This is a genomic window from Kitasatospora sp. NPDC001683, assembly GCF_053596495.1.
On record NZ_JBSFGK010000017.1, the window covers coordinates 1 to 19,928 of the forward strand.

Genomic DNA, 19,928 nt, shown 5'->3' on the forward strand with positions numbered 1-19,928 from the left:
CGCAGCGGTCTGCACCCGACCGATCTCCGGGCGCTGATCCACCTGCTCGACGCCGCCCGGGCCGGGGAGGTGGTCACCCCGGGCCGGCTCGGGGCGGAGACCAACGGCCATTTCGCATTTCCGCCGCGGCCTCAGGGTGGCGGTCAGGCCTTGCCGAACTCCTGCTGGATGAACGCGAAGATGTCGTCCGCCGAGGCCGAGTCCAGGCCCCCGCCGGATCCGGCCTCCGCACCGGTGGCCGCGGGAGCCGCGCAGATCCGCGCGAGCTCCTGGAGGCGCTCGTACAGCTTCCCGCGCACCTCCTCGTCACCGTCCGCGACCACGGCCCGCAGCGCCGTCTCGATCCCGTCCAGCTCGCCGATCAGCGGAACCGGCGCCTCCTCGATCGCCAGCTCCCCGAGTAGGTAGTCGCTCAGCGCCGTCGGCGTCGGGTAGTCGAAGACGAGGGTGGTCGGCAGGGTCACCCCGACCGCGGCGCCCAGCCGGTTGCGCAGCTGCACCGCGGTGAGCGAGTCGAGCCCCATGTCGAAGAACCCACGGCTCTCGTCGACCAGTTGACCGTCGGCCAGGCCGAGCACGGCGGCGGCGTTCGTACGGACCAGATCGGCCAGGATCCGCCCGCGTTCGGCCGCCGGCACCGCGGCGAGCTGCCGCGGCAGCGAGGACTCCGCCGCCGCCGCGGGAGCGTCCCGGCGCACCGGCACCGGCAGCAGGGCCCGGAACAGGTGCGGGACGACGCCGCCGGGCGCCTGCGCACGCAGCTGCCTCAAGTCCACCCGGAACGGTACGAGCACCGCCTCCTCGTGACCGAGCGCGCCGGCGAACAGCTCCAGACCCTCCGCGGTCGACAGCGCCCGCAGCCCGTCCCGTTCGATGCGGGCGATGCCCGCGTCGTCCAGGTGGCCGGTCATGCCGCTCGACTCGGCCCACAACCCCCAGGCGAGGGACACCGCGGGCCGGCCTTCGGCCCGACGGCGCTGCGCGAGGGCGTCCAGCACGGCGTTGGCGGCGGAGTAGTTGCCCTGTCCCGGGGCGCCGAACAGGGCGGCGGCCGAGGAGAAGAGCACGAAGGCCGAGAGGTCCGAGTCCCTGGTCAGCTCGTCCAGGTGTACCGCCGCGTCAACCTTCGGACGCAGCACGGTGTCGAACCGCTCCGCGGTGAGCGACTGCACGATCCCGTCGTCGAGCACCGCCGCCGTGTGCACCACCCCGGTCAGCGGGTGCTCCCGCGGGACGGAGTCCAGCAGTGCGGCCAGGGCCTCCCGGTCGGCGACGTCGCAGGCGGCGACGGTCACCGTGGCGCCCAGGGCGGCGAGTTCCTCCTGCAGCCCACCGGCCGCTCCGCTCCGGCTGACCAGCAGCAGCCGCCGCACGCCGTGGTCGGTGACCAGGCTGCGGGCGACGGCGCGGCCCAGCGCGCCGGTGCCGCCGGTCACCAGCACCGTGCCGTCCGGGGCGAACGCCGGCCCGTCCGGCTCCGTGTGGGTCGCGCGGGCCAGCCGAGGGACGTGGAGCTCGCCCTTGCGCAGCGCGAGCTGCGGCTCGTCGGCCGCCAGTGCCGCGGCCAGCGCCCGGCGCGAGGCCTGGTCGCCGTCCGTGTCGATGACCGTGAAGCGGCCCGGGTTCTCCGACTGGGCGGAACGGAGCAGGCCCAGCACGGCGGCCTGGGCGAGGTCGGGTGCCGGGTCGCCGGGGAGCGCGACGGCGCCCCGGGTGAGCAGCACCAGCCGGGAGTCCTCCAGCCGCGGCTCGGCCAGCCAGGCCTGGAGGAGTTCCAGGGCGGCGGTCGCCGCGGCGCGCACCCCGGTCTCCCCGACCGAGGCCAGGACGACAGCGGGGACCTCGGTTCCGGCGCCCGTTCCCGCGTCGAGCGCCGCGCGCAACTGCGCGAAGCCGTCCAGCCGTTCGGCACCCTCCGGCCCCGGGGTGTCCGGGCCGAGCACGGTCCGCGCCTGCTGCGCGGCCCGGGGGGCGGCGAGCCGCTCCCAGGTCAGCCGGAAGAGCGAGTCGGCCCGTCGCGCCGCCGCCGCGAGCTGTTCCGTCTTCACCGGGCGCAGCGCCAGGGACTTCACGGTCGCCACCGGCAGTCCCGACTGGTCGGCGACCCGGATCGTGACGGCCTCCTCGCCCGCCGGGGCGAGCCGGACCCGCAGCGCGGCCGCGCCGGCGGCGTGCAGCGAGACGCCGTGCCAGGCGAACGGCATCCGGCCGTGCTCGATCCCGCCGTCCTCGCCGGCCAGCGCACCCAGCGGAATGGTCTGCAGCACCGCGTCGAGCAGCGCCGGATGGATCCCGAACCCCTGGGCGTCCGCCCGGAGCCGGTCGGGCAGCGCGACCTCGGCGAAGACCTCCTCGCCCCGGCGCCAGGCGGCCCGGATCCCCCGGAAGGCGGGACCGTACTCGAAACCGGCCGCCGCGAAGCGCTCGTAGACGTCGCCGACTTCGAGCTCGGCCGCGCCCTCGGGCGGCCAGCTGCCCAGCGGCGCGGGGGTGATGGGGGCCGAGGTGGCGAGGACGCCGGTGGCGTGCCTGGTCCACGGCTCTCCGACGGCGAAGGCCTCCGGCTCGTCCGGGCGGGCGTACACCTGCACCGTACGGCGGCCCGAGGCGTCGGGCGCCGCCACCGTCAACTGCACCTGGACACCGCCCTGTTCGGGCAGCGGCAGCGGGCTCTCCAGCAGCAGTTCGTCGACCTGTCCGCAGTCGAGCAGCCGGCCCGCGTGGAGGGCGAGTTCGAGGAAGGCCGTACCCGGCAGTAGCACGGTGCCGGCGAGCGCGTGGTCGGCGAGCCAGACGTGGCTGCCGCGGGACAGGCGCCCGGTGAAGAGGAATCCGTCCGTCTCGGGCAGCGGCACGCCGGCGCCCAGCAGCGGGTTGTCGGCGTTGCGCAGGCCGAGCGAGTCGGCGTCCGTCCGGCCCTGCCGGGCCTGCGGCCACAGGCGCACCCGCTGGAAGGGGTAGGTGGGCAGCTCCACCGGCTGCGGCCGGCGGTCGCCGAGCACGACGCCCCAGTCCGGTGCGAGACCGTGGATCCAGGCCTGGGCGAGCGAGGTGAGCAGCCGCTGCGGACCGCCGTCGGTGCGGCGCAGCGTCTCCCCCAGGAAGACCTGGCCGCCGGCCGCCTCGCAGGTCTCCCGGATCCCGACGTGCAGGACGGGGTGCGGGCTGATCTCCAGGAAGTGCGCGTAGCCGTCGGCGACGAGCGCCCGCGTCGCGGGCTCCAGCTGCACGGTCTGGCGCATGTTGCGGTACCAGTAGTCGGCGTCGAGCTCGTCGGTGGCGAGCAGGCCGCCGGTGACGGTGGAGTAGAACGGCACGTCCGAGGCGCTCGGCGCGGTTTCGGCGAGCGCGGCCAGCATGCGCTCGCGGACCTCGTCGATGCGGGCCGAGTGCCCGGGCGTGTCGACGCCCGGGATGCGCCGGGCCCACGTCCCGTCGGCCTCCAGCGCGAGGCGGAACTCCTCCAGTGCGCCGCTGTCGCCCGAGACCACCACGGAGTGCGGCCCGTTGACGGCCGCGACGGAGAGCCGCTCGCCCCACGGCCGCAGCCGCTCCTCGACCGCCCGGGCCGAGAGCGAGACGGACAGCATGCCGCTGGTGCCCGACAGTTCGAGCAGGGCCTGGCTGCGCAGGGCCACGATCCGGGCGGCGTCGGGCAGCGAGAGCGCGCCGGCCACCACCGCGGCGGCCACCTCGCCCTGGCTGTGGCCGACGACCGCGGCGGGCTGGATCCCGCAGGCCCGCCACACCTCGGCGAGTCCCAGCATCACGGCGAACAGCGCGGGCTGGAGCACGTCCACCCGGTCGAGGGACGGCGTGCCCTCGGCGCCGCGCAGCACCCCGGTCAGCGACCAGTCGAGGTACGGTGCGAACGCCCGGTCGCACTCCTCGATGCGCGCGGCGAAGACCGGGGAGGACTCGAGGAGTTCGAGCGCCATGCCGGTCCACTGGGAACCCTGGCCGGGGAAGACGAACACCGGTCGGGCACCGGCCGGGGCGGTTCCCCGCGGCACGGTCGGGGCGTCCTCGGCGAGGGCGGCCAACTCCCGCAGCAGGGACTGCCGGTCCCGGCCGAGGACCACCGCCCGGTGCTCGAAGGAGGAGCGGTTGCGCACCAGCGCGGCCGCGATGTCCGCCGGGTCGGCGGACGGCTCCGCCTCGATGCTCTCCCGCAGCCGCTCGGCCTGCGCCCGCAGGGCGTCCGCCGACCTGCCGGACAGCAGCAGCGGGATCACCGGTGGCACCTCGGGGAGGACGGACGGCGTGGCCCGCGGCGTCTGCTCGGGAGCGGGCGCCGGCTCCTCCTCGACGGCCACCGGCGCCTGTTCGAGGATCGCGTGCGCGTTGGTGCCGCTGATGCCGAAGGAGGACACGGCGGCGCGCCGGGGCCGGCCGGTCTCCGGCCAGGGCCTGGCCTCGGTGAGCAGCCGGACGGCACCGGAGGACCAGTCGACGTGCCCGGTCGGCTCGGCGCAGTGCAGGGACTTCGGCAGGACGCCGTGCCGCATCGCCATGACCATCTTGATGATGCCGCCGACGCCCGCGGCGGCCTGGCTGTGGCCGATGTTCGACTTGAGGGAGCCGAGCCACAGGTACTGGTCCGAGGCGCGCTCCTGCCCGTAGGTGGCCAGGAGGGACTGGGCCTCGATGGGGTCGCCGAGGGAGGTGCCGGTGCCGTGCGCCTCGACGGCGTCGATCTCGTCGGAGCGCAGTCGCGCGTTCTCCAGCGCCTGGCGGATCACCCGCTGCTGGGAGGGTCCGTTGGGCGCCGTGAGGCCGTTGCTCGCGCCGTCCTGGTTCACCGCCGAGCCCCGGACCACCGCGAGGACGGGGTGGCCGTTGCGCCGGGCGTCGGAGAGCCGCTCCAGCAACAGCATGCCGACGCCCTCGCCCCAGCCGGTGCCGTCGGCCGCGGCCGCGAAGGCCTTGCAGCGGCCGTCGGGGGCGAGCGAGCGCTGCCGGCTGAACTCGATGAACGAGGCGGGCGTCGACATCACGGTGGCCCCGCCGGCCAGGGCCAGGGTGCACTCGCCGCGCCGCAGCGCCTGCGCGGCGAGGTGCAGGGTGACGAGGGAGGACGAGCAGGCGGTGTCGACGGTCAGCGCCGGGCCCTCGAAGCCGAAGGTGTACGCGATGCGCCCGGAGGCGATGCTGCCGGCGCTGCCGTTGATGACGTAGCCGGCGAGCTCGTCCTGCCCTTCGAGCAGGCCCTCGTAGTCGTGGTACATCACCGCGGCGAAGACCCCGGTGCGGCTGCCGCGCAGCGTCGTCGCGTCGATGCCGGCGCGTTCCACGGCCTCCCACGCGGTCTCCAGCAGGAGCCGCTGCTGCGGGTCCATGGCGAGGGCCTCGCGCCGGTTGATCCCGAAGAACTCGGCGTCGAACTCGGTCACGCCCCGCAGGAAGCCCCCTTCCCGCGTGTACGTGCGGCCGGGGCGTTCCGGGTCCGGGTCGTAGATGCCCTCGGTGTCCCAGCCGCGGTCGGTCGGGAAGGGCGATATCGCGTCGGTGCCGTCGGCGACCAGTCGCCACAGGTCCTCCGGCGAACCGACCCCGCCCGGGTACCGGCAGCTCATCCCGACGATCGCGATGGGCTCGTGGGCGGATTCCTCCGCCTCCTGGAGCTGCTGCCGGACGTTGCGAAGCTCGGCGGTGGCCCGCTTCAGGTAGTCGCGCAGCTTCTCTTCAGCCGCCATGGTCTTGCTCCTCCTACGGGATTCGCCACGGCCGGACGGCGGCCTCGGACCACCGTCCGGTCCTCGTTCACGCCTGTCTGGTCGCCCGCGTCGCACCCGGCGTGGCGGAGCCCGGAAGGAGCATGAGGCGACTGGCGGTGCGGTTGATGTCGATGGGCAGGGCATCGCCCCGCAGGCAGTCCGCCAGGGGGCCGTCGGCGACGAGGTAGAGCTTCGCGTCCCGGTCGCACAGGACGTCGACCAGGTTGGCGAAGCGCTGCGCGGCGTCCCTGCTGCCGGACGTCAGCTCCGGCAGTCCGGAGAGCACCCAGGTGCCGAACCGGTCGGCCAGGCCCAGGTAGTCGATGGTCGAGGTGCGCTCGTCGCACAGCTCGTGGAAGTCGAACCAGACGAGGTCGTCGCGCACGGCGCGGGCCACCAGGTCCCGGCCGCCGATGTCGATGCGCTGCCGCTCGCCGTCGGTCGGCGGCTCGAGCCCGGCCTCGCGCAGCTGCTGTTCGGTGCCGGGCCAGATGTAGGCCCCGCGCTGGAACTGCGAACGGGCCGCTCCGGTGGTGCTCTCCGCGCGGTAGTCCTGCGGGCCCGCGACCTCAAGGACGTCCAGGTTGCCTTCGAGCAGCTTGATGGTCGGCTCGAACATGTGGTGGTAGACCGGGTTCGGCAGCAGGCCGTCGGGCGGGTAGTTCGAGGTGGTCACCAGGGTGACCTTCTGGTCGAACAGCGAGGTCAGGACGCGGCCCATCATCATGGCGTCGCCCGGGTCGTGCACGTGGAACTCGTCGAAGAACAGCAGCCGGCAGTCGCTCAGCAGCTCGGCGACGGCCAGGTCGCAGGCGTTCCGTTCCTTGCGGTGCCGGGCGTAGACGGCGTGGAACTCCCGGAAGAACTCGTGGAAGTGCACCCGGCGCTTGTTCCGTACCGGCAGCGCCTCGTAGAAGACCCCGGTCAGCCAGCTCTTGCCGCGTCCGACCGGTCCCCACACGTAGACGCCACGCGGCTGCTTCCCGCCGAAGAAGCGGCGCCGGCCGGTCAACTCGGCGGCGAGCGCGGAAAGCCGCTCGGCCGCGGCGATCTGCGAGGCGTCGAGAACGAAACCCGCTTCCTCGGCTGCGCGCTCGAACTTCTCGATCAACTGACGGCCCCCCCGGTTCCAGTCTCAATAGCGCCGACACCGGTGACGGTTTCTCACCAGCGAGCGGTCGTGATCTTGCCAGAAGTCCACGGCCTGCGACAATGCCCTCCCGGGTGGTGATGATCGTCACTGTCGTCGGGCAACCTCGCAGGTGGAACACTGTGCGCCATGGAAGAGCTCGACGAGCGACAGTTGGGCGTCGACGAGATCACGTCGCTCGCACTGACCGGTTACGGACATTTCACAACCATGCGCGTCGAGGGCGGCGCAATACGCGGGCTCGGGCTGCATTTCGCACGACTGGCACGGGACTGCCGAACCGTGTTCGGCGCCGAACTGAACCTGGATCAGGTCCGTCAAGAACTCTGCCGCGCAGTGGATCTGACGACGGACGACATCATCGTCCGGATCACCGTCTTCGATCCGGACCTGAGCCTCCCTCACCCGGCCGGACCGGCCGCCCCGCGGATCCTCGTCACCACGCGTCCCGCACCGGCGGTTCCGCAGGGGCCGATGCGCGTCCAGCCCGTCAGGCACCTGCGCCAGGTCGCCGGGGTGAAGCACACCGGACTGTTCGACAGCCTGCACCTGCGTCGCGCGGCGCAACTCGACGGCTTCGACGACGCGTTGTTCCACGGCGACGAGCTGGGGATCTCCGAGGGCGCCACCTGGAACGTGGGATTCTTCGACGGCCACCGGGTGGTCTGGCCGCAGGCGGAGCACCTGCCCGGCGTGACCGAGGCACTGCTGACCGACATTCACGAATGCTGTGTGTCACGGACCGTGACCCTGGACCAGCTCCCGGCCATGGAAGCGGCGTTCGCCACGAACGCGGCCGTCGGCGTCCGGCCGATCTCCGCCATCGGATCCGTACCTTTTGCGGCGGATCATCCGATCCTGGCCGAACTCCGCGACCGTTACGCGGAGATCGAACCCGAGCAGCCGCGCTGACGATCCCCGGAAGGACAGCCCCACCCATGACTCGCACCGTCACCACCGACCAGCTCTGGATACGCCGCTACCACCAGGCCGATCCCGGCGCCCCGACCCTCGTCTGCCTCCCGCACGCGGGCGGCAGCGCCACCTTCTACTTCCCCATGTCCCGCGCGCTGGCCCCCCGTTGTGACGTGGTGGCGGTCCAGTACCCGGGTCGACAGGACCGTCGCTCGGAGCCGTTGGTCGAGTCGATCGACGAGCTCGCCGACCAGCTCCTCCCCGTGCTCCGGCGGAACACGGACGGCCCGGTGGCGTTCTTCGGCCACAGCATGGGCGCCAGCCTCGCCTTCGAACTGGCCCGCCGCTTCGAGGAGGCCGGCACGGTGCCGAGCGCGCTCTTCGTCTCGGCCCGGCCCGCCCCCTCCCGCCACCGCGAGGGCGGCACCGTCCACCTCGGCGACGACGGCGAACTGATCGCGAAGCTCCGGGAACTCAGCGGCACCGACGAACAGGTGCTCGGCGACGAGGAGTTGCTCCGGATGGCGCTGCCCGCCATCCGCAACGACTACAAGGCGGCCGAGACCTACCGCTACCGGCCCGGCCCCGAGCTGAACTGCCCCGTGCACGTCCTCATCGGAACCGAGGACCCGATGGTCACCGAGGACGAGGCGGCCGCCTGGTCCGACCACACCACCGGCGCCTTCTCCCTCGACGTCCACGACGGCGGCCACTTCTACCTGATCCACCACCAGGCCCGGATCCTCCGCTCCATCGCCGAGCGCCTCAACTGCGTCTGAGTCCGGCGCGCACGCCCGCGCTCCCGACGTGCCCCGAACGGGCCACGTCGGCCCGGGGCCCGATGACTCGGATGCCCCGGTCGGCGGGCGGCGCGCCGGGGCCACCCCTACGGTGCGGTGCGAGGGGGTTGGCTAGCGCCCACACAGGCCTTCTGGCCTGGGAAAACATCTCTCGCCATCACTCGCCGCAGCCAGGTCCGCCCCCGAGTTCCACCACCTCCGTCGACCCGCGACTCAGCGCCCTGACCCGGTTCCTCCGGTCAGGGCGTACGGCTTCTCGGGTACGGGCGTCCCCTCCCGGTCGATCTCCGGGAGGGGACGAGACCCCTTCGAGTGAAGAACCGGGGCAAGGCCGCCCAATTGGCGGTTCGCTGGCGGCCGGGAAGTTTTCCAGACCATACGTTCAACTCCGGCGCTCACGGTGGCGGCACTCGTGTGCAGAGTTCGTCCGCACCTGCCACAGACCACGAAGCCAGGAGGAACAGTCATGCGCCTGACCCGCTGCGCTCTCGCTGCCGCATCGGTGGCGGCTTCCGTCTCGGCCCTCGGCCTGCCCCTCTTCCTCATGGACCGGACGTCCCACGGTTCCGATGCCACGCGGGTCCGCATGGTCGGATCCTCCGGCACGTCGCTGAGCAAGGCCGAACGGTCCTGGCCGCTCTCGACGAATCCGGGCCCGCAGGAACCAGTGCGCCCCTGTCACAGCTACGGCGGCCCCTACTGCGGTTGGGTGAGAGCATACTGGGGCGGCTGTGACAGGGAGTGGGGCCTGAGCTTCGGGATCAAGAACCCCAACTGGATCTGCCCCCACGACCCCCGCCCGAGTCCCTCGGCCACGTCGGACCCCTCCGAAGGCAGCACTTCCTCCTGACCGGTTCCGCCGGGAGGCCGGCCGTTCGCCATCACTACGGCTGGGTCGGCGGCACATCGGGCTCCTGGTCCGATGTGCCGTCAGGGGTCGGCGGTGCTGCCGGTCCCTGCTCCGGCCGAGTGACACGCCGCCGACGGCGGCGGTGAAGCCAGGCCGCGGCCACCGCTCCTAGAACCGTCAGCAAGCCGCCGGTCGCGATCCCGACGCGCTTCGCGCCCAGGCGGCCAACGCTCCCACCGACAACCGTGCCATCGGGCGGAGGAGGGAGGCTGGTGCCGCCGGAGGCGGGAGTCTCCGGAGTGGTCTGGCCGTTGTGCCCGTGGTCCCCTTCCTGGGGTGACGGGGAGCCCGACTCCTGGGGCGACGGGGCGCCGGACGGGTCTCTCCCCTCGGCAGCCGCACCATCGTGCGGACGGGCGTGGTCATCGCGGTCACCGTCGTCGTGGCGGTGGTCGTCGTCGTAGTAGTCGTCGACGCAGCGGGCGGCCGCGAAGGGGAAGACTCGCTCGTGGCGGTCGAAGGCCTTCACCACGAAGACCGGGTGTTCCCTGAAGAAGCCACGGATCTGAAACTCATACTGGTTGCTGGTCTGGGTGGGATAATTCACGTCCATATACGTTGAAACGGAAAAGTTGTCCCACGGTGCCTCCGGCGACGAGGACGAGGACGATGGACTCCCCTGGAGAACGAGAGCCTCCGGCCCACGCCGACTGTTGGTCAGAATCGCCCTGAGGGTTCTGTCGATGAGCACGACGCGGCGGGGGCTGAAGCAGTGGCGCCAGGGGCTGTAGTGATGGCGGTGCCCCTCCCCACCCCCTTCTCCTGCCCCTTCCCCGTCCTCTTCCCGGGGCCACGCGGAGCCGGGCGCGTGCGGTGTGGACGCCTGCACGGCGACGCCTGCAGGCGCAGGAGCGAGAGCGATGGCCACACCGGCCAGGGACGCTACGACCCAGGGCCGAAGATTCATCAGATGACCTCCATGGGTGGCGGACGCGGGCAACCGCCTGCTGGGCGACACAGTCGAGTGTCAGAAGAAGTTAAGAGGGCTCGACTCGTCACACCGTGAACATCTTCGGGGAGCCGCACTCTTGTCACTCAGCCGTAGCAGCAGGCCCCGGTACGACGTAGCGTCCCCCGAGGACCGAGCCCCAGTACATCCCACGGGGTGCGCCGACACATCATCGTCCCGCCAGCACTCCAGTGCGACTTCGTGATCTATCCGGTTGAGGGGTTGGCAAGTCGTCGCCGGCAGTGAGCGCCATCTGACCCGAACGGGTCAGGCGGCAGGGGGCCGATGACTCGGATGGATCATCTGACGCGCGAAGCAAGGCAGTTGGACCTACGGTGCGGAGCCAGGGGGCCACACGAGCGAGAGGCTGTTTCGGCATGGCTGGGAAATTCGAGCTGTACAAGGACGAGAGCGGGATGCACCGGTTCCGGCTCAAGGCGAGCAACGGGTCCATCGTGGTGACGGGCGACCCGCAGGAGAGCAAGGACGACTGCCTGAAGAGCATCGAGTCGATCCGCAAGCTCGCGCCGTACGCGGAGCTCAAGGAGACGGCCGGATCGGCCTGAGGTTCGGACGGCGTTCGACGCGCGGGTCGGTGGTGCAAATCGCCGACCCGCGTTCGCCTGTACGACAGATCCCTTTGGCCGGGTGCACGCCGGGCGCGGAGACAACACGGGCATGCGCGTCGCCATCGTCACCGAATCCTTCCCGCCCGAGGTCAACGGAGTCGCCCACAGCGTGCTGCGGACGGCCGAGCACCTGGTCCGCCGGGGCCACCAGCCCCTCGTCGTCACTCCCGCCCCGGCACGGGGCGCCCACTGCCCGCCCCGGACCTTCGGCTCCGGCGTCGAGGCCGAGCGGATCCCCGTGGTGCGCATCCCCTCGATGCCGCTGCCGGGCTACCCGCAGGTACGGATCGCGCTGCCGAGCCGGCAGCTGGCCGCCGCCCTCGCCGGGCACCGGCCGGACATCGTCCACCTGGCCAGCCCGTTCGTGCTGGGCGCGCGCGGGATGCGGGTCGCGGCGCGGCTCGGAGTGCCCGCCGTCGCCGTGTACCAGACCGACCTCGCCGGGTACGCCCACGCCTACCGGGCCGGGCGGGGCCTCGGCGAGGCCGCGGCCTGGCGCCGGATCCGGGCCGTGCACCGGGCCGCCGCCCGCACGCTGGCGCCGTCCACCCCGGCCGCGCAGGACCTCACCGCGCACGGGGTGCCCCGGGTGCGGCTGTGGCCGCGCGGGGTGGACTCGGTGCGCTTCCACCCGCGGCACCGCGACGAGGCGCTGCGCCGGGCGCTCGCCCCGGGCGGGGAGGTGCTGGTCGGGTACGTCGGGCGGCTGGCGCCGGAGAAGCGGGTGGACCTGCTGGCCGCCGCGTCCGCCCTGCCCGGAGTGCGGGTGGTGGTGGTCGGGGACGGGCCCTCGGCGCCCGGGCTGAAGGCCTCGCTGCCGGGCGCGGTGTTCCTCGGCCGCCGCACCGGCGAGGAACTGGCCCGCTGTTTCGCCGCCCTGGACCTGTTCGTGCACACCGGCCCGCTGGAGACCTTCTGCCAGACCATCCAGGAGGCGATGGCCAGCGGCGTACCGGTGATCGGCCCGGCGGCCGGCGGCCCGCTCGACCTGGTCGCGCACCACCGCACCGGGCTGCTGGTGCCGCCCAGGGACGGCGCCGCGGTGGCCCGGGCGGTGGCCGAACTGGCCGCCGACCCGGCGCGGCGGGCCGCGTACGGGCGGGCCGGGCGGGCCGAGGTGACCGCCCGGACCTGGGAGGCGGTCGGCGACCTGCTGCTGCGGCACTACGCCGAAGTGCTGGCGGAGCACCGGGGACTGCCCGCTCCCCTCCCTCCGTCGGCGGCGGCTTCGGCCGAGCCGGTGGTGCCGGTCCTGCCGGAGGAGCTGCCGGCATGACGACGCCCCCGCCCCGGACCGGGCCGTTGACGATCGTGCGGCTCGCCAACTTCGTCACCCCGGTCTCCGGCGGCCTGCGCACCGCACTGCGCCACCTGGGCGCCGGGTACCGGGCGGCCGGCCACCGGCCGGTGCTGATCGTGCCCGGTGAGCGGCGCTCCGCGGAGGAGACCGAGCAGGGACTGGTGATCACCATCCCCGGGCCGGTGCTGCCGGCCAGCGGCGGCTACCGGCTGCTGGCCGACCGGCGGGCGGTGGCCGCCGAGCTCACCCGGCTCGGCCCCGACCGGCTGGAGGTGTCCGACCGGACGACCCTGCGCTGGACCGGCGGTTGGGCCCGTCGGCACGGCGTCCGCTCGGTGATGGTCTCGCACGAGAGCGCCACCGGACTGCTGCGCACCTGGGGAGTGCCCGGTCCGCTCGCCGCCGCGGCCGCCGACCGGCTCAACGCCGCCACCGCCCGCGCCTACGACTCGGTGCTCTGCACCACCGACTGGGCGGCCGCGGAGTTCCGGCGGATCGGCGTGCCCAACCTGGTCCGGGCCCCGCTCGGGGTGGACCTGGCGGCGATGCGGCCGCTGCCGGCCGCCGCCCGGGCGGCGCAGCGGGCCCGGTACGCGGCGGCCGGGAACGTACTGCTGGTGCTCTGCTCGCGGCTCTCCGCGGAGAAGCGGCCCGAGCGCGCGGTCGAGGCACTGGGCCGACTGCGGGCGCGCGGGCTGCCCGCCGTCCTGGTGGTGGCCGGGACCGGCCCGCTGCGGGAGCGGCTGGCCGCCCGGGCCGCGCGGCTGCGGCTGCCGGTGCGCTTCCTCGGTCACCTGAACGGGCGCGCGGAGCTGGCCGGGCTGCTGGGCAGTGCGGACGTGGTGCTGGCCCCCGGGCCGGTGGAGACCTTCGGACTGGCCGCGCTGGAGGCACTGGCCTGCGGCACACCGGTCGTGGCCAGCCGCTCCTCCGCGCTGTCCGGGCTGATCGGTCTCGCCGGGGTGGCCGCCGCCGACACCGGGCCCGGATTCGCCTCCGCCGTACGGGAGTTGCTGGCCCGGCCGGAGGAGGCACGACGGGCGGCCGCCCGGGCGCAGGCCGAACGGTACGGCTGGCCGGCGGCGGTGGCGGGCTTCCTGGCGGCGCACGGGGTGCGGAACTCCGGAGCGACCGAAGGGGCACGGAACTCGATGGCTGCGGAAGGGGGTCGGGATGAGCGTGCTGGACGCCGGGCCTGACCGGGCGGCGGAGGAACGCCCGGCCGCGGGCGAGCTGCTGCGCTTCGTCGCGCTCGGGGACTCGTTGACGGAGGGGGTCGGGGACCAGGTCGGCGAGCAGTGGCGCGGCTGGGCCGCCGTCCTCGCCCGGTCACTGGCGCCGGAGGGGCGGGCGGTCGAGTTCACCAACCTGGCGTACAGCGGCGCCCTCACAGCCGACTTGACGGCACACATCAACTGACCGACGCACTGGACCGGCGGCCCCAGCTGGCGGCGGTGGTCGTCGGCGGCAACGACACCCTGCGGGCCGGCTTCGACATCCGGCGCACCACCCTGGAGCTGGACGCCACCCTTGGTGAACTCGCCCGCCACGGCGCCGTTTTGCTGACCGCCTGCCTGCCCGACCCCGGCGCCCTGCTCCGGCTCCCGGCACCGCTCGCCCGACCGCTGGCCCGGCGGATGCGGGCGGTCAACACCGTGGTGCACGCCCTCACCGTGCGGCACCGGGCGGTGCACCTCCACCTCGCCGAACTGCCCTGGTGCGCACGGCGCGGGCTGCTGAGCGTCGACCGCCTCCACCCCAGCGCCGCGGGCCACCACCTGATCGCCCGCCGGTTCCACGAGCTGCTCACCACGGCCGGCCACCCGCTCGGCCCGCCACCCGCCGCCGAACCGGCCGAACCCCCACCGGGCCTCGCCGCCGACCTGTGGTGGATGGCCACCCGGGGCACCCGCTGGGTCGCCGCCCGCAGCACCGACCTGCTGCCGGGCCTGCTCGCCCTGGCGGCGGCGGAGGGCGCCGCCCGGCTGCGCAGGTCCAGCGGGCGGCACGACGAGCAGATGGCGCGCGCCGCGGCCCAGGCCCTGGCGGCGCTGGGGTGACGGGTCGTCCGCCGGACCGGAGCGTGCGCGGCTCGGGGACCGCGTGCGCCGAGCGGGCGCCAACACCGGGCCCGGCAGCGCGGGTTCGGGTTCGGCCGGATTGTCCGGCATCGTGCCCGGTCAGCGCTGGCGTACCGGCTCGGCGGTGAAGATCGCTGGGTATAGTGCAGGCGTTTCGGGGAACCCGCGACCCGGATTCGGCCCACCGCGCGCGCCAGTTCGCGTCCAGGGCCGTCCAGGACCCTGGCGGAGCCCCGATGACCACGTCGCTGAGGAGGCCGTCCCATGGAACCCGTCACGCTGATCACCGGTGGCTCGAGCGGAATCGGCGCCGCCACCGCCCGCGCCCTGCTCAAGCAGGGCCACCGCGTGGCCGTCACCGGGCGTGACGCGGACAAGCTGGCCGCCTTCGCCGCCTCGGCCGCGGCGGACGAGCGGCTGCTGACGATCACCGGCGACACCAGCCACGCGCCCGACGTCGCCTCCGCCGTGCGCCACGTGGTGGACACCTGGGGCCGACTGGACAACGCCATCGCCAACGCCGGGTTCTCGTTGCCCGGCAACCTGGAGAGCCACGCCCCGGAGGACATGCGCGACATGGTCCTCACCAACGTCCTGGGCCCGGCCCTGCTGGTGCGGGAGACCCTGCCGCGGCTCAGGGAGTCCAAGGGCCGGATCGTGATCATCGGTTCGGTCGCCGGGGTCCGCAACACGCCCGGCAACCTGTACTCGGTCACCAAGTGGGCCGCGCACGCACTGGCCGAGAACACCCGGCTGCTGGTCGGCAAGGACGGAGTCGGCGTGACCGTCGTCGCCCCCGGCGTGGTGGACACCCCGTTCTGGGACGAGCGCGGCGGCACTCCCGAGGCCGCGCCGGCGTTGACCGCCGAGCAGATCGCGGACACGATCGCCTTCGCCCTCGACCAGCCCGCGGGCGTGGACATCAACCACATCACCATGCGGCCGACCGGGCAGACCGGCTGACTCCGCGCTCCCGACGGCCGTGCGCCCGAGCAGGGTTCTCGATGTCATGATCATCCGTCATGCCCGTTGTGCCGCGAACCCGTTGCCGGTGCCCCTCGAACGGGACGCGGGCCGCATCATCCCCTGGTGGTGATCAGAGCGGGCGTCGGGAGGGAACCATCGGGTCTGCGGGGGTGTCGTCCCCGGGGAGCGATGTGGTGGAAGGAGCCGGGGTGGAGACGTCGAGCAGGGCGGGGCGGGGGATCCTGGCGGCGGCCGGAGTGCTGTTCCCGGACGCGCAGGGGCGGGTGTTGGTGGTGCGGCTGCCGTACGACCGGAAGCATCCGGTGGCGGTTCCGGGTGGCGGGTGGGAGCCGGCCGACCGTTCGCCGCGGCAGACCGCCCTTCGGGAGATCGCCGAGGAGTTGGGGTTCACGCCGCGGCTGGGCCCGTTGGCATGTGTCGACTGGGCGATGTCCCGGACCCGTCCGCCGATCGTGGCGTACCTGTACTGGGCCGAGCCACTGACGGCGGAGCAGGTGGCGGCGATCCAGCCGGATGCGGCGGAGGTGGGCGGGTGGGTGTGGCTGACGACGGAGGCGGCGGCGCACGCCTTGCCGCCCCGGCTGTCCCGGCGGGTGACGGCGTGCATGCGGGCGCCGCGGGCGGCCGGCCCGCTGGAGCTGGAGGACAGCCGGCCGGTCGGACACACCCTGCGGGAGCTGCCCGCCGACGGGCCGGCGCCCGAGTACACCGGGCTGGCCGCCGCGCCGGGCCTGGGGGCGGGGGCGGGACTGGGGGCGGGGGCGGGACTGGAGGTGGCGCCGGGCCTGGGAACCGCGCCCGGGTCGGAGGCGGCGGAGGTGCGGTCGCCGGAGCCGCCGATGGACCGGGACACCTACTACGCCACCCGGCCGCGGATCCGGGCGAAGGCGCGGGCGCTGTTCACGGATGGTGACGGGCGGGTGCTGTTGGTACGGCTGCGACCGTGGTCCGGGCCGTACGAGGACGTGCCGTACTGGACGCTGCCGGGCGGCGGCATCGAGGCGGACCGGGAGACGCCCCGAGCGGCGGCGCGGCGGGAGATCCGCGAGGAACTCGGCTGGGAGGTCGAACCCGGGCGGCTGTTGGCGCTGGACTGGCAGCCGGGTGCGGCGGCCGATCCCGACGCGGATCCGGCGACCGGCCGGGACACCGCCGTCCTGGTGTACGTGTACGACGGCGGCACGGTGACGGAGCGACTGCTCGGCTCGATCGCGCTGCAGGAGCAGGAGCTGGTGGAATGGCGGCTCTGCGAGCCGGCCGAGGCCCGGTCGCTGCTGTCCGGGCCGTCCTGGGACCGGGTGGCCGCCGCGCTGGCCGCCCGCGAGCGGGCCGGCGGGCCGGTCGAGCTGGTGCGCGGGCGGGCGGTCGGTTGGGAACCGTCCGGCGGGTGAAGACTGGGAACATGCAGAACGCGATCACAGAGGTGCTGGCCGGTCGGCGGGTCGAGGCGGTCAGCGGCGGAGTCCGGCTCGACCTGCGGCTCGACGGGTCGGTGACCGTACGGGTGGCGCACGAGTTCCGCTTCGCGGCGCCGTCCTTCGCCGCGCCGGAGGAGGTCGAGCACTTCTTCCCCGCGCTGACCTTCCAACCGACCCCCACCCTGCTGGCGCTGGTCGGACGGACCGTCGGCAGCGTTCGGATCACCCCGGCCGGCGGCCTCGAGCTGGGCTTCGCGGAGGGCGGCGTGCTGTCCGTGCCGCCGCACGCGCTGCTCGCGCCGTGGAGCGTGCTGACCGCCGAGGGGGCGGTGTGCGCGGGGCTGCCGGGCGGGGAGGTCCGGTGGGAGGGGCCGTGGAAGGAGCCCGGCGGGGAGGCGCAGCGGACGGAGCCCGGCGGGGTGTGAGCCGCCGCCGGGCCCGTCCGTCGGCCTCGTCCACCGGGGCCCGTCCGTCAGCCGGTGGCTGGTCAGACCTCCAGGTCGGCCTCGATCCTGGTGAGCTGGTGGCGGGCCATCGCCAGGTTTGCGCGTGCCTTGTCCAGCGCGAGGTAGAGGAACAGGCCCTTGCCGGTGCGGCCGGTGAGCGGGCGGATCAGGTGGTACTGGCTGGTCAGCGTGATCAGGATGTCCTCGATGCCGTCCTGCAGGCCGAGCATGTCCATGGTCCGCATCTTGGCGCGCACCACGTCGGTGTTCCCGGCCGCGGCCACGTTGAGGTCCAGGCCGCCGGGGCCGTCGAGGGTGGCGAGCGCCATGCCGCTGTTGTAGTCCACCAGGGCGGCGCCGATGGCGCCCTCGATGCTGGTCATGGCCTGCTTGAGCGCGCCTGCTGCGTCGGTCATGGTATTCAACTCCCGTTGGATGGTGGGGTGTTCGGTCGAGGGGGGACGGTCGAAGGGACTGGTCGGCCCAGGTCGCGCGGGTCCTTGGGCGCCAGGGCGTCGTTGAGGAGGTCCGCGATGCGCCGGGCGCAGCGGCGGGCCTCCAGGTGGAGCCGGCCGACGTTGACGTCCGGGTGCGCCAGCAGGGTCAGCACGCAGCTGCCGCCGGCCGCGTAGGTGGCGACGTAGCCGTGCTCGCCGCGCACCACCGACTCGCGGAACTCGCCCTGGCCGGTGGTGTCGGCGAGCCGCTGGGCGAGCGAGAGCGAGGCGGCCGTCATCGCGGCCAGGCCGGAGGGTTCGGTCCCGTGGGTGTCGTGCGCGACCAGCAGGCCGTCCACGCTGGCCACCAGGCCGCCCGCGAGGTGCGGGACGCGGCGTTTGACGGCGCGGAGCTCGGCGAGCAGCTCGGTCTCCAAGGCGATCAGTTGTCTCCTTCCGACACGCTGCTTGAGCGCCCGCCTCATGGCCGGTACGGCGGGGTCGCGGGCGGAGAGTGGTTCAAAGTCGGGCCTCCAGAAGGTCTCGGACCCGGGTCAGCAGCGCGATGTCCGGGTCGGGGACGGTCAGCGGGTGGGCCGCTGCCGTGGCGGGCGGTCGGTCGGAGCGGGTGGGCGCGGGGGCTGCGGGCCCGGTGGCCGCGGGGCCGGTGGCCGGAGCGCTGCGGAGGGTGGCGCCGGGGACCCTGCGGTGCAGGCCACCGCCGGGCCGCGCGGGTACGGCGGCCGGCGGCGTGGGCGCCGTCGTCGGTCGTCCGGGCGTCGCCGCTGGTCGGGCGGGCATCGCGGCCGGCGGTGCGGGCATGGTGGTCGGCGGCGCGGGCGGTACGGGCGGCAGCGCGGGGGCCGCGGCCGGGGATGTGCCGGTCGGAGCCGCGTGCCGCGGGGCGTCGAGCAGCCCGGCGGCGGCCAGGCGGCGGACGTCCGCCGTCACGCCGAAGCCGGAGCGGCCGAGCAGCCGGGCCAGGTCCGCCGGGGTTCTTCGGCCGTCGGCGTGGTCGAGCAGGTCACGGCTGCGGCGGCCGGGCGGGCGGCGCGAGGGGCACCGGCTGCGCTCGACCGGACGGACGGGTGCGGTGTCGAGCTGCGGCCAGGGCCAGATCCCGTCGAGGAGTCGGCGTCGGCGCTCGACCTCGCGGCCCAGCCGCGCCGGGTCGACCAGCGCCACCGTGCCGAGCCAGTGCCGGGCGTCGGACTCGAACCGCCAGGTGCCGCCGGACCGGTCGGCGAGGACGAAGTAGGCGGCGTCGAACAGCGTTCCCAGGTGGCCGAGTTCGAGTTCGCCGCGGGTGAGCAGCCGGCGTTCGACCAGTACCTCGCCGACTCGCCCCTGCGGGCCGTGGCGGTGCAGGAGTTCGGCCCAGCCTTCGGGGGTGATCCGGCCGCAGCCGGTGAGCAGGTCGGCGAGGCCGGGCGCGCGTGGGGACTCGGCGGCGGCCACCTGGCCGTCGACCAGGTACAGGAGGCCGAGCGGGCCGTGCAGGGCACCGGTGGCGCGGCGGGCGGCGAGCAGGGCGACGGCCTCGCCGGGGCTCCTCGGTGCGGTGGACTCGGCCCGGGGGGCCGGTTCGACCAGGCGGGCGGCGGCGGTCACGCGGGCCACCGCCGGTGGGTACGGCGCGGCGTCGCCCGAGGGAGGCCCTGCGCAGCGTTCCGGGAGGTGTGACGAGCGGCGGTCACGCGGTCGGCCGGCCGGTGTGCGGTGGTCGGGGCGGGCGCGGCGCTCACCCCAGCACCAGTTCCTCGGCGAGGGCCTGGAGGCGGAAGCGGGCGACGGCCAGGTTTCCCGACTCGCGGTCGAGCCAGAGGTGCAGGACGAGCCGGCTGTCGAAGGCGGTGTCGATGAAGCGGATCAGGTGGTAGCTGCGGCCGGCGGTGACGATGATGTCCTCCAGCGGCGCGTGCCGGTCCTCCGCAACGGTGAAGGTCTGGCTCTCAACGGCCGCGCGCACCAGGTCGGTTGCCTCGGCGGCCGCGGTCTCGTGCTCACCGACCGGGCTGTCGCCGAGGCTGCCGAGGGCGAGTCCGCTGCTCCAGTCGACCAGGCTCGCCGACCGGGCTCCGGCGATCGCCATCGCTCCGGAGAGGCATTCGTCGATACCCGGCACGCCGGCTCCTTCGAGGGGGGTCTGAGTGGCCGGGCGCAGCGCGGCTCCGGCCGGGTCGCCACCA

The 19,928-nt window shown here is 74.2% G+C and carries 17 protein-coding genes and 1 pseudogene; 12 read left to right on the forward strand and 6 right to left on the reverse strand.

Annotated elements, in window-relative coordinates:
• Nucleotides 1-96, forward strand: a pseudogene (locus tag ACWCYO_RS11815) (MarR family transcriptional regulator); the annotation flags it as partial.
• Nucleotides 97-143: 47 nt separating this feature from the next.
• Here ACWCYO_RS11815 and ACWCYO_RS11820 read toward each other — a convergent pair.
• Together ACWCYO_RS11820 and zapE are read right to left on the reverse strand one after the other, a co-directional pair.
• Nucleotides 144-5,696 carry an SDR family NAD(P)-dependent oxidoreductase gene (locus tag ACWCYO_RS11820; RefSeq protein WP_449784140.1) on the reverse strand — a complete coding sequence of 1,851 codons (5,553 nt, stop codon included), beginning with the start codon at nucleotides 5,694-5,696 and terminating at the stop codon, nucleotides 144-146.
• 67 nt (nucleotides 5,697-5,763) lie between these two features.
• Complete coding sequence (gene zapE / locus ACWCYO_RS11825; protein ID WP_270141643.1) at nucleotides 5,764-6,828, reverse strand: cell division protein ZapE; 1,065 nt, start codon at nucleotides 6,826-6,828, stop codon at nucleotides 5,764-5,766.
• A 168-nt stretch (nucleotides 6,829-6,996) separates the two neighbouring features.
• Between zapE and ACWCYO_RS11830 the strand changes: the two genes are divergently transcribed.
• The 11 genes from ACWCYO_RS11830 (at nucleotide 6,997) to ACWCYO_RS11880 (ending at nucleotide 17,281) form a co-directional block, all read left to right on the forward strand.
• Complete coding sequence (locus tag ACWCYO_RS11830; protein WP_449784141.1) at nucleotides 6,997-7,779, forward strand: aminotransferase class IV; 783 nt, start codon at nucleotides 6,997-6,999, stop codon at nucleotides 7,777-7,779.
• Between the two features lie 26 nt (nucleotides 7,780-7,805).
• The gene (locus ACWCYO_RS11835; protein WP_449784142.1) at nucleotides 7,806-8,561 is read left to right on the forward strand and encodes a thioesterase II family protein; all 756 of its coding nucleotides are present in this window, start codon (nucleotides 7,806-7,808) and stop codon (nucleotides 8,559-8,561) included.
• 1,289 nt (nucleotides 8,562-9,850) lie between these two features.
• Complete coding sequence (locus tag ACWCYO_RS11840; RefSeq protein WP_449784143.1) at nucleotides 9,851-10,054, forward strand: hypothetical protein; 204 nt, start codon at nucleotides 9,851-9,853, stop codon at nucleotides 10,052-10,054.
• Between the two features lie 764 nt (nucleotides 10,055-10,818).
• Complete coding sequence (locus tag ACWCYO_RS11845; protein WP_270141651.1) at nucleotides 10,819-11,007, forward strand: YegP family protein; 189 nt, start codon at nucleotides 10,819-10,821, stop codon at nucleotides 11,005-11,007.
• A gap of 112 nt (nucleotides 11,008-11,119) precedes the next feature.
• Nucleotides 11,120-12,346 (forward strand): glycosyltransferase family 4 protein, encoded by a 1,227-nt coding sequence (locus ACWCYO_RS11850; protein WP_449784144.1) that lies wholly within the window; start codon nucleotides 11,120-11,122, stop codon nucleotides 12,344-12,346.
• The gene (locus tag ACWCYO_RS11855) at nucleotides 12,343-13,569 is read left to right on the forward strand and encodes a glycosyltransferase (protein ID WP_449784145.1); all 1,227 of its coding nucleotides are present in this window, start codon (nucleotides 12,343-12,345) and stop codon (nucleotides 13,567-13,569) included. The genes ACWCYO_RS11850 and ACWCYO_RS11855 overlap by 4 nt, the downstream gene beginning before the upstream one ends.
• Nucleotides 13,544-13,789, forward strand: coding sequence for an SGNH/GDSL hydrolase family protein (locus tag ACWCYO_RS11860; protein ID WP_449784146.1), 246 nt, complete (start codon nucleotides 13,544-13,546; stop codon nucleotides 13,787-13,789). Before ACWCYO_RS11855 ends, ACWCYO_RS11860 begins: the two co-directional genes overlap by 26 nt.
• Entirely contained in the window at nucleotides 13,678-14,430 is a 753-nt protein-coding gene (locus ACWCYO_RS11865; RefSeq protein ID WP_449784196.1) for a GDSL-type esterase/lipase family protein, read from the forward strand. Before ACWCYO_RS11860 ends, ACWCYO_RS11865 begins: the two co-directional genes overlap by 112 nt.
• 285 nt (nucleotides 14,431-14,715) lie before the next feature.
• Nucleotides 14,716-15,414 carry an SDR family oxidoreductase gene (locus ACWCYO_RS11870; protein ID WP_449784147.1) on the forward strand — a complete coding sequence of 233 codons (699 nt, stop codon included), beginning with the start codon at nucleotides 14,716-14,718 and terminating at the stop codon, nucleotides 15,412-15,414.
• A 212-nt stretch (nucleotides 15,415-15,626) separates the two neighbouring features.
• Nucleotides 15,627-16,829 carry an NUDIX hydrolase gene (locus ACWCYO_RS11875; RefSeq protein ID WP_449784148.1) on the forward strand — a complete coding sequence of 401 codons (1,203 nt, stop codon included), beginning with the start codon at nucleotides 15,627-15,629 and terminating at the stop codon, nucleotides 16,827-16,829.
• 11 nt (nucleotides 16,830-16,840) lie between these two features.
• Entirely contained in the window at nucleotides 16,841-17,281 is a 441-nt protein-coding gene (locus ACWCYO_RS11880; protein WP_449784149.1) for a DUF6188 family protein, read from the forward strand.
• A 62-nt stretch (nucleotides 17,282-17,343) separates the two neighbouring features.
• On the opposite strand, the gene ACWCYO_RS11885 is transcribed toward ACWCYO_RS11880, so the two are convergent.
• The 4 genes from ACWCYO_RS11885 to ACWCYO_RS11900 form a co-directional block, all read right to left on the reverse strand.
• Nucleotides 17,344-17,718: a hypothetical protein gene (locus ACWCYO_RS11885; RefSeq protein WP_196952843.1), complete on the reverse strand. Its 375-nt coding sequence runs from the start codon at nucleotides 17,716-17,718 to the stop codon at nucleotides 17,344-17,346.
• Nucleotides 17,719-17,723: 5 nt separating this feature from the next.
• Nucleotides 17,724-18,176 carry a roadblock/LC7 domain-containing protein gene (locus ACWCYO_RS11890; protein ID WP_270141661.1) on the reverse strand — a complete coding sequence of 151 codons (453 nt, stop codon included), beginning with the start codon at nucleotides 18,174-18,176 and terminating at the stop codon, nucleotides 17,724-17,726.
• Between the two features lie 82 nt (nucleotides 18,177-18,258).
• Complete coding sequence (locus ACWCYO_RS11895) at nucleotides 18,259-19,359, reverse strand: hypothetical protein (protein ID WP_449784150.1); 1,101 nt, start codon at nucleotides 19,357-19,359, stop codon at nucleotides 18,259-18,261.
• Nucleotides 19,360-19,480: 121 nt separating this feature from the next.
• On the reverse strand, nucleotides 19,481-19,864 hold the full coding sequence (locus ACWCYO_RS11900; RefSeq protein ID WP_270141663.1) for a hypothetical protein: 384 nt from the start codon (nucleotides 19,862-19,864) through the stop codon (nucleotides 19,481-19,483).
• Nucleotides 19,865-19,928 lie beyond the last annotated feature (64 nt).

What these genes read in the sequence shown, in the direction of transcription:
- ACWCYO_RS11860 (WP_449784146.1), top strand. Translation starts at nt 13,544, where the DNA reads ATGAGCGTGCTGGACGCCGGGCCTGACCGGGCGGCGGAGGAACGCCCG.
- ACWCYO_RS11835 (WP_449784142.1), top strand. Translation starts at nt 7,806, where the DNA reads ATGACTCGCACCGTCACCACCGACCAGCTCTGGATACGCCGCTACCAC.
- ACWCYO_RS11880 (WP_449784149.1), top strand. Translation starts at nt 16,841, where the DNA reads ATGCAGAACGCGATCACAGAGGTGCTGGCCGGTCGGCGGGTCGAGGCG.
- ACWCYO_RS11845 (WP_270141651.1), top strand. Translation starts at nt 10,819, where the DNA reads ATGGCTGGGAAATTCGAGCTGTACAAGGACGAGAGCGGGATGCACCGG.
- ACWCYO_RS11850 (WP_449784144.1), top strand. Translation starts at nt 11,120, where the DNA reads ATGCGCGTCGCCATCGTCACCGAATCCTTCCCGCCCGAGGTCAACGGA.
- ACWCYO_RS11830 (WP_449784141.1), top strand. Translation starts at nt 6,997, where the DNA reads ATGGAAGAGCTCGACGAGCGACAGTTGGGCGTCGACGAGATCACGTCG.
- ACWCYO_RS11820 (WP_449784140.1), bottom strand. Translation starts at nt 5,696, where the DNA reads ATGGCGGCTGAAGAGAAGCTGCGCGACTACCTGAAGCGGGCCACCGCC.
- ACWCYO_RS11885 (WP_196952843.1), bottom strand. Translation starts at nt 17,718, where the DNA reads ATGACCGACGCAGCAGGCGCGCTCAAGCAGGCCATGACCAGCATCGAG.
- ACWCYO_RS11870 (WP_449784147.1), top strand. Translation starts at nt 14,716, where the DNA reads ATGGAACCCGTCACGCTGATCACCGGTGGCTCGAGCGGAATCGGCGCC.
- ACWCYO_RS11855 (WP_449784145.1), top strand. Translation starts at nt 12,343, where the DNA reads ATGACGACGCCCCCGCCCCGGACCGGGCCGTTGACGATCGTGCGGCTC.